Source organism: Undibacterium cyanobacteriorum (assembly GCF_031326225.1).
GTDB lineage: Bacteria > Pseudomonadota > Gammaproteobacteria > Burkholderiales > Burkholderiaceae_D > Undibacterium > Undibacterium cyanobacteriorum.
In genome coordinates this window covers 2,561,813-2,580,875 of sequence record NZ_CP133720.1, presented here as the reverse complement: position 1 = coordinate 2,580,875, position 19,063 = coordinate 2,561,813, and the positions used below count along the sequence as shown (strand labels likewise).

Sequence of the window (19,063 nt, the reverse complement as noted above, 5' to 3'; positions counted from 1 at the left end):
CGTGCTTCCAATGCCCTAGGGGATGCTGGTTCGTGTAAGTTTGCCTAAGTTGCAGTACATGTTTTTGTGAAAGAATCGAATGAAATTGACAAGAAAAACGAAGTTAATCGCCGGTGTGTTTTCTCTCGTGTTGGCAGGTTGCGGTGGTTTTGTGTACACCACAGTGGGTGGAAATGTTACTGGCCTGACTACAGGTAGCACACTTGTTTTGAAAACAGATACCAATTACACGGCACAACTAAGTGCGGATGGTCCTTTCTCTTTCCGAGTTGCGAGCAATGCAAGTTACAACATCACGGTCGGTCTTCAACCAAATCCAGTCAATTGCACGGTAACAAATGGTAGTGGGCAAATGCGCGGAGAGGCCCCAGTAACGAATGTATCGGTGCAATGTTCGCCGAATGTGCAGTTGGGAGGAACTTTAACTAATCTGCCAGATTCCACCTCCGTCGTTTTGGCTGTGAATTCGGATACCAGCTATCCGACAACCTTATCGGCAAACGGTCCATTTAGTTTTTCGAAATATGTGGTTGATGGTCAAGCCTACACGGTGAGTGTCGTTAGCCCACCGTCGGGAAAAGTGTGTGTGGTAACGAACGGAACGGGAACAGCGCGTCTATCGAGTCCACCAACGAATATCGGTGTCGATTGCGTGACAGGGGTTCCTATTGGTGGCACGATCAGTGGCTTGAAGGCTAATACTTTATTGGTTTTGACAAATAATGGATCGGATACCGTCAATGCGGTTGTCGATGGTGTCTATACATTCAGGTTTAGTTTGCTCGATGGCCAAGGCTATGACGTGCAAGTGTCGACGCAACCAACTGGCCAGAAATGTACAGTCGTGAATGGTAAAGGCGTTGCGTCGTTAGCGAATCCAGCACCTGCTGCTGCGATTGCTGTGACTTGTGTTGCGGGATAAGCTTAGCTGCACAGTCTCCTTAATTGCGATCACAAAAAAAGCCAGCTTAAGTGCTGGCTTTTTTATTTGGGCTTCCCATTTTTTTATTTTGTTGATTCAATGAAAATCGACTGAAAATCAAAATAAATTCAAAATCAAAGAAAAATCACTTAATAGTCAAAGGCAAATTAACTGCTCTTGCTCGTTGAAGTAGTATATTTCTTCGTGCTTGAATCCCCAGTGACCACCTTTGACACGTACAAACGGTTCGAAACTGAAAAAATGGATGTCACCCAGTTGGGTGTGGTCGTCGGCTTGGATAAAATGACGGTCGTCTCGAGTGGTTGCGATACTGTGACCGACATTGCCTCGGAAGTCTAAATTGACGAAGCCTTTTTCCCGAATGCGAACGTTGGCCCAATCGAATAATTGATGGAGGGTGTGATGTGGCTTGAGCCAACGCATCAGCTCCGCATGAATGTACTGTTGAAATTGGAAACCATTCAAATATTCTCTGGTTTTTGGATCTTCAACCCACGTGCCAAATTCAAAAGCAAAGGTGCGTGAGCAATCTCCCCAAATGTCGCCGAGCTTTGGGCTTAAGTCTATACTGATGAGGTTTTGGCCGCCAATGGCTTCATTTTGGGGACTATATTGACGCCCTGAAATCGAGAGGCAGCTTCGGCTGCCAAGCAGAACTTGGGCGGGACAATCGTAATACCAGGTCTCGGGATAGCCGAGTTCAGCGAGCATGGTAACGGCTTTGGAAGCGATGCTCGCTTCGGTGTCATGTATCGATAATTGACCAGGCAATTCTCGCAAGACTTTTTTGGCTGCGTCTTGGATTTGTCGATATTGCTCAATGGTGCGGAGGTCGGGCTTCACTTTGTAATTTGCCTATCCTTACATTGTGAGACTGTGCCACATCATGATGGCTCCATCCCACTTTTTGAGTGTTGGCCGTTTTTTAAAAACGTCGTATTGTACATCTTCTATCTTCTGAAGAATACGTAGTCCTCCTTGCACCACCATGCGTAATTCAATGCCAAATCGACCAGGCAAGTCTTTGGCAAGTGGGGCGCCTCTCAGCATGAGATCTCGCGCTCGATCGATTTCAAATTGCATCAATTGTCTCCACTTGCTGCTATTTGCGAGAGCTTCTTGCGCCAGATTGCTGATTTCGAATTGATCGAGATCTTCCTGTGGCAGATAAACGCGTCCCTTTGCGAGATCGAGCTCGACGTCTTGCCAGAAATTGATGAGTTGGAGTGCTGTGCAAATGTCGTCTGATTGTGCGATGTGAATCTCTGAAGCCTCGTTGAAGAGATGTAACATAATTCGACCAACCGGATTGGCCGATCGTCGACAATAGTCGAGCAGCGTATCGAATGAGCCATACTGCTTGATGGTGATGTCTTGTTTAAAAGCTGAAAGCAAATCTAGGAATAGACTTGTTGGTATCTGATGCTTCTCAATTATTGATCTCAGGTCGATGAACAGCGCGCGCTGACTCGGTAAAGCACTTTCAATTTTTTTTATTTCTTCTTCGTAATTTTTCAGTAAGGCTAGTCGCTCCGAGTCTTCAAGCTCGCCCTCGTCGGCAAAATCATCGGCACTGCGGGCAAAGGCATAGATCGTCCGGACGGCCGGTCGAAGCTCTGCCGGCAAAAGGAATGATGCTACAGGGAAATTTTCGTAGTGATCGATTGTCATGAAGATAAATGAAAATAAATGACTCGAAAGTCATTGGCAAACAAAACTTTCGTCATTATAATTACTTACCCGCGAGTCATTTATTAAATTTGGGACTGTTCTTATTGTTTTTCTGACCCAAACAGTTCAAAGTGCAAGAGGCATCGCTGCTCAGATTGTTTCCATCGAGCAGCAAGCAGAGTTTGCTTATAGTTAGTGAGCCTCAATCAGCCGAACGACTTCGCAGGTCGGAATTTTAGAATGACCTCAGCAACAGGTGACGATAAGTTGAGTTGCTATGTGAAATGCTTTCATTATCGTTACTCCCAAGGAAAAGGAAAATCCTGTGATTAATTTCAATGTATCCCAATTTGGGCAATTCCCCAAAGCTCGCAGAGGCGCGATTGCGGCTGGACTGCTTAATATGATGTTGGTGAGCTCGGTGTTGGGTTTGGTGGCTTGTAAGAAACCTGCGGAGAAAACCGATGATATTCGTCCTGTCCGAGTGGTGACAGCGGCTCTCGAATCATCGGAGTTGCAAACCGAGTTTCCAGGCGAAGTGCGTGCGCGTATCGAGTCGCGACTGGGCTTCCGTGTGCCTGGAAAAATTATTTCTCGCAAGGTCGATGTTGGTACTATGGTCAAAAAGGGCCAGGTTCTAATGCAACTTGATTCGCAAGATTTATTATTGGGACAGGCATCCGCGAAAGCTGCGCTGAGTGCAGCTGAGAGTAATCGCGATTTGGCTAAGGCGGAATTTAAACGCTATCAAGAGCTGCGCGAGAAGAACTTCGTCGCACAAGCCGTTTTAGATGCGAAGGAAACGACCTATAAAGCAGCACAAGCGAGCTATGAGCAAGCGAAGGCAGGTTTTTCGAACCAATCTAACCAAACTTCATATAGTAGTTTGGTGTCGGACGTTGATGGTGTCGTTACAGGCATTGACGCTGAAATTGGCCAAGTTGTGGCTGCGGGAACGCCAGTAGTGCGCGTTGCGAAAGAAGGTGAAATGGATGTCGTGGTTGGTATTCCAGAAGACCGTATTAACGCGATTCGACAAATGAAAGATGTTAGCGTTCGTATGTGGGCGAATAAGACGGAGGTGATCGCCGCAAAACTTCGTGAGCTTTCTCCGATTGCGGATCCAGTGACACGCACTTTCACAGCGAAGTTGGCTTTGCCGGCGAATCAAAAAGATGTGAAGTTAGGAATGACTGCGACTGCATCGTTTGGTATGAAAAATCCGAATGCATTGGTAAAACTTCCTTTGACCGCATTGTTTCATGATAAGACAGCGACATCGGTTTGGGTGGTTGAGAATGGCGCAGTGCGATTGCAGTCTGTCAATGTTGCTTCGACGATTGGTGAGGATGTGCTCATTGCAAGCGGTGTTACTCCAGGTCAGCAAGTGGTGACTGCTGGTGTGAATCTGCTCAAACCGGGGCAAAAGGTTAGTATCCTTGGTGCAGAGGTCAAGGCGACTAACAATAATGCTGGCACCAGCGCAAGCGCCAACCCAGGAGCAAACAAATGAGCGATGTTCAAACCGACAAGAAGTCTGGCGGGTTTAATCTATCGCGCTGGGCTCTTGAACATATCCCACTGACACGTTACCTGATGGTTGCCTTGCTACTAGGCGGCATTTTTAGTTTTGGTCGTCTCGGGCAAGATGAGGATCCACCGTTCACTTTCCGCGCCATGGTGGTGCGTGCCGTCTGGCCGGGTGCAACATCCTTGCAAATGGCTGATCAGGTGACAGATAAACTTGAAAAGAAACTTCAAGAGGCGCCTTACGTCGACAAAATTCGTAGTTATTCCAAGCCAGGTGAAACCCTCATCATTTTGCAATTGCGGGAATCCACACCTCCTAAAGAGACTGCGCAAGTTTGGTATCAAGTCCGTAAGAAAATCGGTGACATCAAAGGAACTTTGCCTGCGGGTGTGATTGGGCCATTCTTCAATGATGAATTTGGCGATACTTACGGTTCTATCTTCGCGATTTCTGGTGACGGTTTTAGTTACGAGGAGGTGCGTCAATACGCCGATTTCGTACGGCAACAACTGTTACGTATTCCGCGTGTCGCGAAGGTCGAAATGTTCGGCGTTCAGGACGAGAAGATAAATATTGAGTTCTCACAGAAAAAGTTTTCGCAGCTGGGTATTTCATTCGATGCCATCGTTTCACAAATCAGTGCGCAAAACTCAGTTGAGGGCACTGGCGTCTTAACGACTTCGACGAGCAACTTGCAAGTGCGCGTGTCTGGTGCGTTGAATACTGTCAAAGATCTAGAAAACTTACAGTTGCGTGCGAACGGTACCACTTTCCGCCTCGGAGACTTTGCGACGATCAAACGTGAGTACAAAGATCCTCCAGGAGACAAGATGCGCTTCAATGGCAAGGAAGTCATCGGCTTAGGCGTGTCAATGGAAAAAGGTGGCAACATCATTGAGCTCGGGAAGCACCTTGAGACCACTGTAAAGACCATTAAATCGCAATTGCCTGTTGGCGTAGAGTTGGATCGAGTGTCGGATCAGCCTAAGATTGTGGCCTCATCTGTTGGCGAATTTGTGAACACCTTGATCGAAGCGGTGGTAATCGTGTTGGCGGTGAGTTTTCTCTCACTGGGCTTACACACGAAACCTTGGCGCTTGGATGTTTGGCCGGGGTTAGTTGTTGCGCTCACCATTCCACTAGTCTTGGCGGTGACATTCTTGTTCATGCGCATATTTAACATCGATCTACACAAGATTTCTCTTGGTGCGCTGATTATCGCGCTGGGACTATTAGTTGATGATGCGATTATCGCGGTCGAAATGATGGTTCGTAAGATGGAGGAGGGGTATTCGCGATTTGATGCCGCCACCTTCGCTTATTCTTCGACGGCGATGCCAATGTTGACGGGTACTTTGATCACCGCGGCAGGCTTCTTGCCAATCGGCTTGGCTGAGTCTGCAGCGGGTGAATACACATTCTCTATGTTCTCGGTGAATGCATTGGCGCTTTTAATTTCATGGTTGGCGGCAGTGTTGTTCACGCCATATCTCGGCTATTTGTTTTTGAAAGTGAAGCCGCATGCAGGCGCGGATGGACATCATGAATTGTTTGATACGCCGTTTTATACACGTTTCCGTGCACTGGTTAATTGGTGCGTGCAGTGGCGTAAGACAACAATCGTGATTACGCTGGGTGTGTTCGGTTTGGGCGTGTTCGGCTTTAAATTTATCGAGCAGCAATTTTTCCCGGACTCGAGTCGCCCGGAGTTGATGGTTGAGTTGTGGTTGCCAGAAGGCTCATCGTTCAAAGCGACAGAAGCGCAAGCGAAGAAATTTGAAGCCTTCATTCAGAAACAAGAAGGCGTGCAGAGTGTGACTAGTTATGTGGGAACAGGAAGTCCACGTTTCTACTTGCCTTTGGATCAAATTTTTCCGCAAACGAACGTGACACAGATCGTCGTTTTGCCGAAAGACTTAAAGGCGCGTGAAGCGTTGCGTTTGAAAATTAATCAAGCTTTTAAAGAAGATTTCCCCGAAGTTCGTGGTCGCGTTAAGTTGTTGCCGAATGGGCCTCCAGTGCCGTATCCCGTGCAATTCCGTGTCACAGGCTTGGAAGTAGAAAAGGTGCGAGAGGTTGCTGATCGCGTCAAAGAAGTAATGCGCGCTAACCCGAACGCATTAGGTGTGAACGACAACTGGAATGAATCGGTGAAAGTCGTGCGCATCGACATGGATCAAGATAAGTTGCGGGCTTTGGGTGTTACATCGCAAAGTGTTATGCGCGCCGCAAACACCATTTTGTCAGGCACGCCAGTCGGGCAGTTCCGCGAGTCAAATCGTTTGATCGACATTCAAATTCGACAGCCAATCGATGAGCGTTCTACTGTCCAAGCGTTGTCAAGTGCGAATGTGCCGACAAGTAGCGGCAAGACCGTGCCTTTATCGCAAATTGCGACGATTCGTTTGGCATGGGAGCCGGGCGTGGTATGGCGCGAGGGGCGTGAATGGGCAGTGACGGTACAGTGTGACGTTGTGGATGGTATTCAAGGTCCAACAGTATCTTCTCAAATTAATCCAAAATTGGACGCGATACGAGCAAGCTTATTGCCTGGTTATAAAATTGAATTGGCGGGGGCAGCAGCGGATAGTGGCAAGGCGCAAGAATCGATTGCGGCGAATGTGCCATTAGTGATTTTCATTATTTTCACATTGTTGATGCTTCAATTGCATAGCTTCTCACGTTCCGTGCTCGTATTCTTGACCGGACCTTTGGGTGTGGCGGGTGCCGCAATGGCGCTGTTGATTTTGCAAAGACCATTTGGCTTCGTTGCTCAGCTAGGTGTGATCGCGTTGTTTGGGATGATTATTCGTAATTCCGTCATCTTGATCGATCAAATTGAGCAAGACCGTGCTGCAGGTGTGCCAGCTTGGGATGCGATCGTGGAAGCGGCAGTGCGCCGATTTAGGCCTATCATATTGACAGCTGCGGCTGCAGTGTTGGCGATGATTCCCTTGTCGCGCTCAGTGTTCTGGGGGCCGATGGCGGTAGCGATTATGGGTGGACTGATTATTGCAACTGCCTTGACATTGTTGTTCTTGCCAGCGCTTTATGCGGCTTGGTTCCGCATCAAAAAAGCATAAAGGCGAACGAGATAGTCGGGAAAGGAGTTTGCAACCTTCTCGACTCTCGTTCAAATGTCTTTGGTGGTGATTAGATCCCACTGAGTGTGCGCGTTGCAATCAACTTTTCTCGTGCTTTTGCTGACTGCTTGTCCCTCGATCAGAGCAGCTTGTAGATTTTCTGTGGTTTTCTAAGCAAGGTTTCTTAAGTCTTGTATTAATTTGAGCATAAAAAGGTGAGACAAGTTTGGATAAAATCTAGTAGAATAGTTGGTTGAAGTTGAAATGCCACATGCAATTGTTAGGGGCGACACTGGAAACTTAGGTCGCCCTTTGCTTTTGTGCTAGTAGTAAAACCGACTATTAGCTTGTGTTTTCATCCCGCGAGGATGGCGAAATTGGTAGACGCACCAGGTTTAGGTCCTGACGCCAGCAATGGTGTGGGGGTTCGAGTCCCCCTCCTCGCACCACAGTTTATTTTATTTGGACGATTTTCATGGCAACTGCAGTCGAAACTTTAGAAAAATTGGAACGCCGTATTACGATCACATTTCCTATCGCTGAAATGCAGCCGGAAATCGAAAAGCGTTTGAAAGTACGTGCACGTACAGCGAAAGCACCTGGTTTCCGTCCAGGTAAAGTGCCGATGAAAATGGTCGCGGCACAATATGGCTACCAAGTCGAGAACGAAGTATTGAACGAGAAAGTTGGTATCGCGTTCAGCCAAGCAGTGCAAGAAAATAATTTGCGCGTTGCTGGTTATCCACGTATCGAACCTAAAAACAGCTATTCCGACAACTATTTAACTTTTGATGCGACATTTGAAGTCTATCCAGAAGTGGTCGTTGGTGATTTGTCTGGCGTTGAAGTCACTCAAGTGAAGTCCGATGTGACTGACGTTGAAATCGATAAGACGATTGATATTCTTCGCAAGCAACGTGTGCATTTCCACGTCAAAGGTGAGCAAGGTGCTCATGGCGATGGTGGTGCTGATCAGTCTGCTCAAAAAGGTGATCGTGCAACCGTTGACTTCGTCGGCACAATTGATGGTGTTGAGTTCGCTGGCGGTAAGGCGGAAGGCTTTACCTTCGTGTTGGGTGAAGGACGCATGTTGCCAGAGTTTGAAGAAGCAACTTTGGGCCTGAAAGTTGGCGACTCTAAAGTGTTTCCATTGGCATTCCCAGAGGACTATCACAGCAAAGACGTTGCAGGCAAAACAGCAGAGTTTACAGTGACTTTGACGAAGCTTGAATGGGCACACTTGCCAGAAGTTGATGCGGAATTCGCCAAGATGTTGGGTGTTGAGGATGGCGATCTGTCCAAAATGCGTAACGACATCAAAGAAAACCTCGAGCGTGAAGTTAAAGGCCGTGTCAAAGCAAAGACTAAGGACAGCGTCATGGACGCCTTGGTGAAAGCGGTTGAGTTTGATGCGCCTAAAGCATTGATCGAACAAGATGCGCAACGTTTGGCGGAAATGACACGTCAAGACATGGCTCAGCGTGGTATGAATGTAAAAGACGTGCCATTCCCAACAGATTTGTTCTTGGCGCAAGCGGAACGTCGTGTTCGTCTCGGTTTGATTTTGGCAGAAATGGTAAAGGCGAATAACTTGCAAGCGACTGCAGAGCAAGTTAAGGCGCACGTTGAAGATTCTGCACAGAGCTACGAAGATCCTCAGCAAGTCGTGAAGTACTTCTACAGCGACCGCAATCGTTTGGCGGAAGTGGAAGCCCTTGTATTAGAAGAAAACGTCGTTAACTATGTACTCGGTAAAGCAAAAGTCGAAGAAAAGGTTTTGCCATTTGACGAATTGATGGGTAACACACAAGCTTAAGAAGGGAACACTATGGCAGGCATCATCCAGAATTCAGCTTTAGATACAAATATGCTAGGCATGGTGCCGATGGTGGTTGAGCAAAGCGGGCGTGGTGAGCGTGCTTATGATATCTATTCTCGTTTGCTCAAAGAACGTGTCATTTTCTTGGTTGGCCCAGTAACAGATCAGACTGCAAATTTAGTCGTGGCTCAGCTTTTGTTTTTGGAGAGTGAAAATCCTGAGAAGGACATTTCTCTCTACATCAACTCGCCAGGTGGTTCGGTTTCTGCGGGCATGGCGATCTTCGATACGATGCAATTCATCAAGCCTGATGTCTCTACTCTGTGTACTGGCTTGGCTGCATCTATGGGTGCATTTTTGTTGGCGGCTGGTGCGAAAGGTAAGCGTTTTTCGTTGCCGAATTCTCGTATCATGATTCATCAACCCTTGGGTGGAGCTCAAGGTCAAGCGTCCGATATCGAAATTCAGGCGCGTGAAATTTTGTATCTGCGCGAGCGATTGAATGCAATCTTGGCGGAAAAGACAGGGCAGTCGGTTGAGCAAATCGCACGTGATACCGATCGAGATAACTTTATGTCGGCTGAAGCAGCAATGCAGTACGGATTGATCGATCAAGTACTCACTCACCGCGGTTGATATTTAGGAAAATCGAAGAACGCCTGCATCGAATTGATGTGGGCGTTTTTTTATGTGGGTTTTGACTTTGTGAGCTTCAGGAAAATGTGAAAATCCTGCTCAATCTCGGCAAGGGTGTCGAATTTTGCAGTAATATTACGATCACAAGTAAATTTAGATGTACGTCAAAAAAACGAAAGCATTATGTCAGATAAGAAAAGCACAACCGGCGAAAAATTATTGTATTGCTCATTTTGTGGCAAGAGTCAGCATGAAGTTAAAAAATTGATTGCTGGGCCATCGGTATTTATCTGCGATGAATGCATTGATTTATGCAATGACATCATACGCGATGAGATTAATGCAATGGAGCCGATTTCTTCTGCGAAGTCGGAGTTGCCAACACCTGCTGAGATTACAGAATTGCTGGATCAGTATGTGATCGGACAGGAGAAAGCAAAGCGTATTCTCGCGGTTGCGGTTTACAATCATTACAAGCGCTTGAAGCATCTCGGCAAAAAGGATGATGTTGAGCTGGCAAAGAGTAATATTTTGCTGGTCGGACCGACTGGATCTGGTAAAACCTTATTGGCTCAGACCTTGGCGCGTATGCTGAACGTGCCGTTCGTCATTGCTGATGCAACCACGCTGACCGAGGCTGGGTACGTTGGTGAGGACGTGGAAAACATTATTCAAAAATTGCTGCAAAACTGTAATTACGAGGTTGAGCGTGCCCAGAAGGGGATCGTCTATATCGATGAGATCGATAAAATTTCACGTAAAGCGGAGAATCCATCGATTACGCGAGATGTCTCTGGTGAGGGCGTGCAACAAGCCTTGCTGAAGCTGATCGAGGGAACGATGGCGTCTGTACCTCCACAAGGTGGACGTAAGCATCCAAATCAAGATTTCATACAGATTGATACCACAAATATCATGTTTATTTGTGGAGGAGCGTTTGATGGTTTGGCAAAAATCATTTCAGATCGTTCTGAGAAAAGTGGCATTGGTTTTTCTGCGAGTGTAAAGAGTCAATCTGAAAAGACGGCGAGCCAAGTCATGCAAGACGCTGAGCCGCAAGATCTTATCAAATTCGGTATCATTCCAGAATTAGTTGGTCGTTTGCCAGTCATCGCAACACTCAATGAGCTTGATGAAGCTGCGTTGATTCAGATTTTGGTTGAGCCAAAGAATGCGATGGTGAAACAGTACGCCAAGTTATTGGAGATGGAAGGTACTGAACTGGAAATTCGCCCATCTGCATTGCAAGCGATTGCCAAGAAAGCTATTGCGCGTAAGACGGGGGCTCGTGGCTTGCGGAGTATTTTGGAGCATGCCTTGCTTGACGTGATGTATGAATTGCCAAGTGAAAAAGATGTCGCGAAGGTTGTGATCGATGAGAATACGATCACTTCTGGTGCCAAGCCTTTGTTGATTTATAAAGAGCAACCAAAAGTAGCCGGAGCTTAATCGATAAAAGATTAAGCGTTTTGTTGCAGTAATTTCTCGTGCTTTTGTTGATAAAAAGAAGCAAATCGAAAAAAAATCAACTGCTGAATTTGAATTGACTGTGCGTTTTTGGATTTAGCGGTACAATAAAATCAAACAATAAAGAACAGCTTCAATCGGAAAGCTACCCGGAGACGACACTCTGAGTAGCTTTTTTTATTGTTTTATTCGGATGACGGGCTTGAGTTTTAGCCTAGTGCGCCAATCTATGAGTTGAAATTTTTTAAAAGGTGCGCCATGACAACTTCCATCATTAAAGATCGTACTGAATTGCCATTGTTACCGCTGCGCGATGTGGTGGTATTTCCTCACATGGTAATCCCTTTGTTTGTCGGTCGTCCTAAGTCTATCAAGGCTCTCGAAGCCGCCATGGAACAGGGTAAGTGCATCATGCTTGCGGCGCAGAAAGCTGCTGCTAAAGATGAGCCTTCGGCCGATGATATTTACGAGATCGGCTGTGTCGCCAATATTCTCCAAATGCTGAAATTGCCGGATGGAACCGTAAAGGTTCTAGTTGAGGGCGCTCAGCGTGCGCGTATTCATCACATTCAAGACGGTGAGACGCATTTCGTTGCTGATTTAACGCCAATTGCTGTTGAAGCTGGCGACGATGCTGAAATTGAAGCGATGCGTCGCGCGATTGTTCAGCAGTTTGATCAGTATGTAAAACTCAATAAAAAGATTCCTCCAGAGATTTTGGCTTCTTTGTCTGGTATTGATGATGCTGGTCGTTTGGCTGATACCATTGCTGCTCATCTGCCACTCAAGCTTGAGCAAAAGCAAGTGATCTTAGAGATTTTTAGCGTTGCCAAGCGTCTCGAGCATTTGCTCGGACAGTTGGAGGGCGAGCTAGATATCTTGCAAGTTGAGAAGCGTATCCGCGGTCGAGTGAAGCGCCAGATGGAAAAGTCTCAGCGTGAGTACTATTTGAATGAGCAAGTGAAAGCGATTCAAAAAGAGCTCGGTGAGGGCGAAGAGGGCGCTGATATTGATGAGCTCGAAAAGAAAATTACTGCAGCTAAGATGCCTAAAGAGGCGCGTGACAAAGCGATGAATGAGTTGAAGAAACTCAAGATGATGTCGCCGATGTCGGCCGAGGCTACGGTCGTCCGTAATTACATCGACACCATCGTTAATTTGCCATGGAAGAAAAAGTCCAAGGTCAATAATGATTTGACGAATGCGGAAAAGGTCTTAAGTGATGATCACTATGGCCTTGATAAGGTGAAGGAGCGTATCCTCGAGTATTTAGCAGTTCAACAGCGTGTTGATAAGCTCAAGGCACCGATCCTTTGTTTGGTCGGCCCTCCAGGCGTTGGTAAGACATCGTTGGGACAATCAATTGCGAAGGCGACCAACCGTAAGTTCGTGCGTATGGCCTTGGGTGGTGTTCGCGATGAAGCGGAAATCCGTGGTCACCGTCGTACCTACATCGGTTCGATGCCAGGTAAAATTTTGCAAAGCTTGAGTAAGGTTGGTGTTCGTAACCCACTCTTTTTGTTGGATGAAGTCGATAAGATGGGAGCTGACTTCCGCGGCGATCCATCGTCGGCACTGCTGGAAGTCTTGGATCCAGAGCAAAATCACACTTTCTCTGATCATTACATCGAAGTTGACTTTGATTTGTCTGATGTAATGTTCGTTGCGACGTCGAACTCCTACAATATTCCAGCGCCGTTGTTAGATCGGATGGAAGTAATTCGCTTGTCCGGCTATACAGAGGATGAGAAGGCAAGTATCGCGCAACGTTATTTGCTACCAAAGCAGATCAAGAACAATGGCTTGAAAGAAGACGAGATCAGTGTCTCTGAAGCCGCAATTCGCGACATTATTCGTTACTACACACGTGAAGCAGGCGTTCGCGCCTTAGAGCGCGAAGTGTCGAAAATCTGCCGTAAGGTAGTGAAGATGCTGTTGTTGAAGAAGAGCGAGAAGAAGGCAAGCATAACTCCGAAAAATTTGGATAAATATCTTGGCGTTCGTCGCTATGATTTCGGTGTAGCTACGAAGGAAAATCAAGTAGGTCAAGTTGTTGGTCTTGCTTGGACTGAGGTGGGCGGTGATTTGTTGACAATCGAGGCTGTTTCTATGCCGGGTAAAGGCGGCACCATCAGAACTGGTACCTTGGGAGATGTCATGAAAGAGTCGATCGAGGCAGCGCGTACGGTTGTGCGTAGTCGCTCGGCTCGATTGGGTATTAAGTCCGATGTATTTGAAAAAACGGACGTGCATATTCACGTACCAGAAGGTGCAACTCCGAAAGATGGCCCGTCGGCGGGCATTGCAATGACAACTGCATTAGTTTCCATCTTCACTGGTATTCCTGTTCGCGCAGATGTGGCGATGACCGGCGAAATTACGTTGCGTGGCGAAGTTTTACCAATCGGCGGTTTGAAGGAGAAACTACTGGCGGCTCATCGCGGTGGCATTAAGACGGTTTTGATTCCAGAGGAAAATGCTAAAGATCTCGCGGACATTCCAGATAACGTGAAGAATAAGTTGGAAATTATTCCAGTACGTTGGATTGATAAAGTTCTTGAGGTCGCTCTGGAGCGGCAACCAGTCGCTTTAACCGAAGAGGAAATGGCGGTTCCTGCAGTCGCTGCAAAAGATGCGACTAACGATGCGACGACAGTGAAGCATTAATCGTATCTAAAAACAGTGTGCAGCTTGAGGAGAGCAATAAGTTTGGCTCTCATCGCCTTGTGACTTAAATCGAAAAAATCCCGAATTTAGCAGCTAGATTCATTGCTAAATTTGGGATTTTTGTTTTGATGCGCATTGATGAAGAGGTAGTTCTGTGGATCTTGGAAGTGCTTAGTTGCGATGATGTTTGAAGGAGCGTTAGCCGATCATCTCAGTTGGAGCGTTGGCGTAATCTAAATTCAGGCCGCTGCCTTTTAATTGAGATTTTAGTCGCCGCTTATTCTCACCAAGATCGCAGTAGTCCTACAGCAAGACCTTCTAGTGCGAACTCTGACTCACTTTCATTGACAATGATTGGTTTAAAGTCAGGGTTCTCAGGGAGCAATTCAATACCGTTTGAAGTGCGCATGTAGCGTTTTACCGTTACCTCTTCACCGATTCTTGCGACGACAATTTGCCCATTTCTTGCGGAATCGGTTTTTTTCACTGCGAGCAGGTCGCCATCCATAATGCCCACATCGCGCATTGATAATCCGCGCACCTTCAATAAAAAATCCGGTTTGGCTGAAAATAACGATGGATCGACGTTATAGGTCGCTTCCACGTGCTCTGTTGCCAAAATAGGTGAGCCTGCAGCGACGCGTCCCACTAAAGGCAAACTCAGTTGCATGAGAGCGGGGTGGGGGAGTGCCATTTGAGCGTTCGCAGTGTGGCTGGGGTTTGTATTGAGGCTTGATTCCTTCAGTCGAATTCCGCGCGAAGTGCCAGCCGAGATTTCAATCACTCCCTTGCGTGCCAATGCTTGCAAATGCTCTTCGGCCGCATTAGTGGAGCGAAAACCTAGTTCATTAGCAATTTCAGCGCGAGTCGGAGGGAAGCCAGTATTTTGGATGGCATCTTTAATCAGCGTGAGAATTTGTTCTTGGCGGGCGGTTAATTTAAGCATGATTGCTATCGAAACTTTGGGTGGCTAAAAATACCTTATCAATCTCGCGGAGGTTGAAGGCAATTGACACATTTCATATTTGAAACCAGGACTTCGGTGCTCAAATTAAAAAAATAGTTAATGCTTGATAAGGCTGTATATAAAAGCAGTCTGTATTTTTGTACAGTATGGGCTCGATTGCAAGCATTATTTGCTACTTTGTGCCGTACTTTTGCCAAAAAAGTCTTAAACGTTGCTTTCCGGATCTAAAAAGCCAAGCCGTTTCGCTAATGATTCGCTTTTGTGAATAGCGGCGAGTGCTCATCAATCATGCATCGACAGGCCGTATCAGGAGCTTTCGCAGATAAGTTGTTGATTGTTTGGGAGAAATCAATTATGATAGCGGGCTTTCCTCTTCCTGCACTCGTCTTGACGCCGAGGCAGGCTTTAATTTTGTCCACAAGGAGAAATTATGCGTCATTATGAAATCGTATTTATCGTACATCCCGATCAAAGCGAGCAAGTGCCAGCAATGATCGAGCGTTACAAAACTACAGTGACTTCCCGTGGTGGTCAGATCCACCGCGTTGAAGACTGGGGTCGTCGCCAATTGGCATACATGATCCAAAAATTGGCGAAAGCACACTATGTTTGCATGAACATCGAGTGCGACGCGGAAACTTTGCTCGAGTTGGAAACAGCATTCAAATTCAATGATGCCGTGTTGCGTCACTTGACAGTAAAAATGAAGAAAGCTGAAACAGCACCTTCTCCAATGATGAAGTCTGTGCAGAAGGAAGATTCTGCTAAGGCACAACGTGTTGAAGCTCCTGCAGCTTAAGCATTTTTAACTTAGAGAGTGTAAGTACCAAGAATTATCTCGGACACGTGAATCAGCTAACAGTCGTTGCGCAACTCATCGAAAAATCCGTATTGCGATATACGCCAGCGGGAATTCCAATCGCGACAGTGTCGTTAAAACATGATTCGAAGCAGATGCATGCCGGCGCTGAGCGTCTCGTTGAGTTTGAAATAAACGCGATAGCAGCAGGTGAAATCTCTAGCCAAATGTTAGAGATCGAGCTCGGTGAGTTTAGAGAGTTCAAAGGTTTTCTTGCACGAAAGAACCGCAACAGCAAAAGTATCGTTTTTCATGTGACGCACATCGAAGCGCTGAAAAACGAAACGCATTTACTAGATTAGGAGCCAACCATGGCATTCGGTAAAAAATTTGATAAAAGCAAATTGAAACAAAAGCGTCAGCAACAAAATCCTTTGTTCAAGCGTAAAAAATTCTGCCGTTTCTCTGCAGGTCACGTAGCTGCAGTTGATTACAAAGATATCGACACATTGAAAGACTTCATCCAAGAAAACGGCAAAATTATGCCTGCACGTTTGACTGGTACTAAGGCTTTGTATCAGCGTCAAGTTGATACAGCTGTTAAGCGCGCACGCTACTTAGCGTTGTTGCCTTACACTGATTTGCACACAGCGTAATTGACGACGGAATTTAGGAGAAAAACATGCAAGTTATTTTGATGGATAAAGTCGTTAATCTCGGCAATTTGGGCGACGTAGTTCGTGTTAAAGATGGTTACGCACGTAACTTCTTGATCCCACAACGTATCGCACGTCGTGCAACTGCTGCAGCGATCGCTGAATTCGAAGCGAAGCGCGCAGAGCTGGAAAAAGCAGCTGCTGAGAAATTGGCTGCAGCACAAGCTCAAGGCGAAAAATTGAACGGTTTGACAGTTCAAATTTCTCAAAAAGCTGGTGTTGATGGTCGTTTGTTTGGTTCTGTTACAAACTTCGACATCGCTGAAGCTTTGACAAAACAAGGTTTCGCTGTAGAGAAAGCTCAAGTTCGTTTGCCACAAGGCCCATTGAAGGCAGTTGGCGATCACCCAGTTTCTGTTGCTTTGCACACTGACGTTGTTGTTGAAATCGTCGTTGCAGTATTGGGCGAACAAGCGTAATTCGGTTCTCAAAGAATCGACGAAAAAGCCGGGGCTTCCCGGCTTTTTTTACGTCAGAGATGATGTTAATAAAATAATTTGTTTATCGATTATCTAGGCTGTCAGGAAATACGTTTTACTGCGTCGTTTGTGATACGGCGATTGCCGTTGCGAGCGAATAAAAAGGTATAATGCGCACCATGAAACCATCCTCAGATCCTCAGTTAGATTCACTCCGCGTTCCCCCGCATTCTATCGAAGCTGAGCAGTCAGTTCTCGGTGGTTTGATGCTCGATAATGCGGCGTGGGATCGTATTGCAGACTTCATACGCGAAGATGATTTTTATCGCTTCGATCACCGCTTGATTTTTCAAGCCATCGTTAAGCTGATCAACTCCTCACGTCCGGCCGACGTGATCACCGTGTATGACTATCTGAATGCCGCTGGTAAAGCAGATGATGCCGGTGGCCTCACTTACCTCAATGCTCTCGCGCAAAACACACCATCAGCTGCGAATATTCGCCGTTATGCTGAAATTGTGCGCGATCGTGGGATCTTGCGAAAGTTGATTACGGTGGCAGATGAAATTGCCAGCGACGCCCTAAATCCGCAAGGCAAGGAAGTGAAGCAATTGCTTGATGCAGCGGAGGCGAAAATTTTCGCGATCGCTGAAGAAGGTGCGCGTGGCGCACAAGGTTTCCAAGCGATTCAACCTTTGTTGACGCAAGTGGTTGAACGTATCGATGAACTGTATAACCGCGATCAGACCAGTGATATCACCGGTGTGCCGACCGGCTTCGTTGATTTGGACCGCATGACTTCTGGTTTGCAGCCAGGTGACTTGATTATTGTGGCGGGTCGTCCCTCCATGGGTAAGACCGCGTTCTCCATCAATATTGGTGAAAACGTCGCGATTGATAGCGGACTACCGGTTGCTGTGTTTTCGATGGAGATGGGGGGGGCACAGTTAGCGATGCGTATGCTTGGCTCGGTCGGACGTCTTGACCAACATCGTTTGCGTACAGGTCGTTTGATAGACGAAGATTGGCCACGTTTGACCTACGCCATTCAAAAGATGAACGAGGCGCAGTTTTATATCGATGAAACTCCCGCTTTGAGTTCGATCGAATTGCGCGCGCGTGCGCGTCGTTTGTCTCGTCAATGCGGCAAGTTAGGTTTGATCATTATTGACTACTTGCAGCTGATGGCGGGTAATTCGGGCGGCGGTGAAAATCGTGCGACTGAGATTTCTGAGATTTCGCGAAGCATGAAAGGCTTGGCTAAGGAATTGGGCTGCCCTGTGATTGGTTTGTCGCAGCTGAACCGTTCTTTGGAGCAGCGCCCTAACAAGCGCCCGGTTATGTCCGATTTGCGTGAATCTGGTGCGATTGAGCAGGATGCTGACGTAATCTTGTTCATTTATCGTGATCAGGTCTATAACCCTGATTCGCCTGATAAAGGCACTGCGGAAATCATAATCGGTAAGCAGCGTAACGGCCCGATTGGTAGTGTGCGTTTAGCCTTCTTGGGCGAATACACTAAGTTTGATAATTACGTTGGCTCCTTGAGTATTTACGGCGACAACGAATAGTTTTTTTGTAGTTTTGTTTTACCACTAAGTCAGATGCGCCGCGTTGCCATGCGAATGGCCGAGGCAAATTAAAATAATTTCTAATTCAGGGAAATAAACATGTTCGGACGATTAATGCCCACTGAGGGTAAATTTTTTGATCTCTTCAACCAACACGCCGAATTGTGCGTCAAAGGTTCTAAAGAGATGGTCGCATTGATGACCAATTTCGACGACTTGGAAATTCGTGTGCACGCGATTGAGAGCGTTGAGAAACAGGCGGATGCAGTTACCTACAGCGCTATCGACCTTTTGCATAAAACTTTTATTACTCCTCTCGATCGTGACGATATTCATCAATTGATCACGAAGATGGACGATATTCTCGATTTACTCGAAGATGCGGCACAGACAATTTCTTTGTACGACATTCGCGAAGTGACTCAAGAAGCTAAGCGTCTGGCAGAACTTTGCTTAGCTTGTGCTGAGAAAGTCAAAGCAGCCGTCGCTTTGTTATCGAACATGGATAATTCACGTCAAATTCTGTCGATTTGTGAAGAAATTGATCGATTGGAGTCTGATGCTGATCACGTGATGCGTGCGGCAATGTCCAAGTTGTTCCGCGACGAGCCTGATGTACGTAATCTGATTAAGTTAAAGGCCATTTACGAAATTCTCGAGACGGTAACTGACCGTTGCGAAGACGTTGCAAACATTATCGAAGGTATCGTGGTTGAAAACGCCTAAGGCGCAATCATTGTTTTTCTTCTTCACTTTTGTTTGCGAGTAACGCAA

The 19,063-nt window shown here is 46.6% G+C and carries 16 protein-coding genes and 1 tRNA gene; 14 read left to right on the top strand and 3 right to left on the bottom strand.

Annotation, left to right across the window (positions count from 1 at the left end; translation table 11 throughout):
* Nucleotides 1–79 precede the first annotated feature (79 nt).
* Entirely contained in the window at nt 80–922 is an 843-nt protein-coding gene (locus RF679_RS10890) for a hypothetical protein (protein ID WP_309480655.1), read from the top strand.
* Between the two features lie 156 nt (nt 923–1,078).
* Here RF679_RS10890 and RF679_RS10885 read toward each other — a convergent pair whose 3' ends face one another.
* Together RF679_RS10885 and hpnC are read right to left on the bottom strand one after the other, a co-directional pair.
* Nucleotides 1,079–1,786 (bottom strand): M24 family metallopeptidase, encoded by a 708-nt coding sequence (locus RF679_RS10885; RefSeq protein WP_309480654.1) that lies wholly within the window; start codon nt 1,784–1,786, stop codon nt 1,079–1,081.
* 18 nt (nt 1,787–1,804) lie between these two features.
* Entirely contained in the window at nt 1,805–2,614 is an 810-nt protein-coding gene (gene hpnC / locus RF679_RS10880; protein WP_309480653.1) for a squalene synthase HpnC, read from the bottom strand.
* Nucleotides 2,615–2,939: 325 nt separating this feature from the next.
* Between hpnC and RF679_RS10875 the strand changes: the two genes are divergently transcribed.
* The 7 genes from RF679_RS10875 to lon all read left to right on the top strand — a co-directional run bounded on the left by RF679_RS10875 (nt 2,940) and on the right by lon (nt 13,817).
* Nucleotides 2,940–4,127, top strand: a complete 1,188-nt coding sequence (locus RF679_RS10875; protein WP_309480652.1) for an efflux RND transporter periplasmic adaptor subunit — start codon at nt 2,940–2,942, stop codon at nt 4,125–4,127.
* Nucleotides 4,124–7,228 (top strand): efflux RND transporter permease subunit, encoded by a 3,105-nt coding sequence (locus RF679_RS10870; RefSeq protein ID WP_309480651.1) that lies wholly within the window; start codon nt 4,124–4,126, stop codon nt 7,226–7,228. Before RF679_RS10875 ends, RF679_RS10870 begins: the two co-directional genes overlap by 4 nt.
* A gap of 362 nt (nt 7,229–7,590) precedes the next feature.
* Nucleotides 7,591–7,677, top strand: a tRNA-Leu gene (locus tag RF679_RS10865).
* A 26-nt stretch (nt 7,678–7,703) separates the two neighbouring features.
* Nucleotides 7,704–9,044: a trigger factor gene (gene tig, locus RF679_RS10860; protein WP_309480650.1), complete on the top strand. Its 1,341-nt coding sequence runs from the start codon at nt 7,704–7,706 to the stop codon at nt 9,042–9,044.
* A 12-nt stretch (nt 9,045–9,056) separates the two neighbouring features.
* On the top strand, nt 9,057–9,683 hold the full coding sequence (gene clpP, locus RF679_RS10855; RefSeq protein ID WP_309480649.1) for an ATP-dependent Clp endopeptidase proteolytic subunit ClpP: 627 nt from the start codon (nt 9,057–9,059) through the stop codon (nt 9,681–9,683).
* 183 nt (nt 9,684–9,866) lie between these two features.
* Nucleotides 9,867–11,132, top strand: a complete 1,266-nt coding sequence (clpX, locus tag RF679_RS10850; protein ID WP_309480648.1) for an ATP-dependent Clp protease ATP-binding subunit ClpX — start codon at nt 9,867–9,869, stop codon at nt 11,130–11,132.
* A gap of 276 nt (nt 11,133–11,408) precedes the next feature.
* A complete protein-coding gene (gene lon, locus RF679_RS10845; protein ID WP_309480647.1) occupies nt 11,409–13,817 on the top strand; it encodes an endopeptidase La in 2,409 nt (802 codons plus the stop codon).
* 283 nt (nt 13,818–14,100) lie between these two features.
* Here lon and lexA read toward each other — a convergent pair whose 3' ends face one another.
* Entirely contained in the window at nt 14,101–14,763 is a 663-nt protein-coding gene (gene lexA, locus RF679_RS10840) for a transcriptional repressor LexA (protein WP_309480646.1), read from the bottom strand.
* A gap of 451 nt (nt 14,764–15,214) precedes the next feature.
* On the opposite strand from lexA, the gene rpsF reads away from it, so the two are divergent.
* From rpsF to RF679_RS10810, 6 genes are all read left to right on the top strand, one after another.
* The gene (gene rpsF, locus RF679_RS10835) at nt 15,215–15,583 is read left to right on the top strand and encodes a 30S ribosomal protein S6 (RefSeq protein ID WP_309480645.1); all 369 of its coding nucleotides are present in this window, start codon (nt 15,215–15,217) and stop codon (nt 15,581–15,583) included.
* A 47-nt stretch (nt 15,584–15,630) separates the two neighbouring features.
* The gene (priB, locus tag RF679_RS10830; protein WP_309480644.1) at nt 15,631–15,945 is read left to right on the top strand and encodes a primosomal replication protein N; all 315 of its coding nucleotides are present in this window, start codon (nt 15,631–15,633) and stop codon (nt 15,943–15,945) included.
* Nucleotides 15,946–15,954: 9 nt separating this feature from the next.
* The gene (gene rpsR, locus RF679_RS10825; protein WP_186889822.1) at nt 15,955–16,239 is read left to right on the top strand and encodes a 30S ribosomal protein S18; all 285 of its coding nucleotides are present in this window, start codon (nt 15,955–15,957) and stop codon (nt 16,237–16,239) included.
* A gap of 26 nt (nt 16,240–16,265) precedes the next feature.
* Entirely contained in the window at nt 16,266–16,718 is a 453-nt protein-coding gene (gene rplI, locus RF679_RS10820) for a 50S ribosomal protein L9 (protein WP_309480643.1), read from the top strand.
* 179 nt (nt 16,719–16,897) lie between these two features.
* Entirely contained in the window at nt 16,898–18,289 is a 1,392-nt protein-coding gene (locus RF679_RS10815) for a replicative DNA helicase (protein WP_309480642.1), read from the top strand.
* 99 nt (nt 18,290–18,388) lie between these two features.
* The gene (locus RF679_RS10810) at nt 18,389–19,015 is read left to right on the top strand and encodes a DUF47 domain-containing protein (protein WP_309480641.1); all 627 of its coding nucleotides are present in this window, start codon (nt 18,389–18,391) and stop codon (nt 19,013–19,015) included.
* Nucleotides 19,016–19,063: the final 48 nt, after the last annotated feature.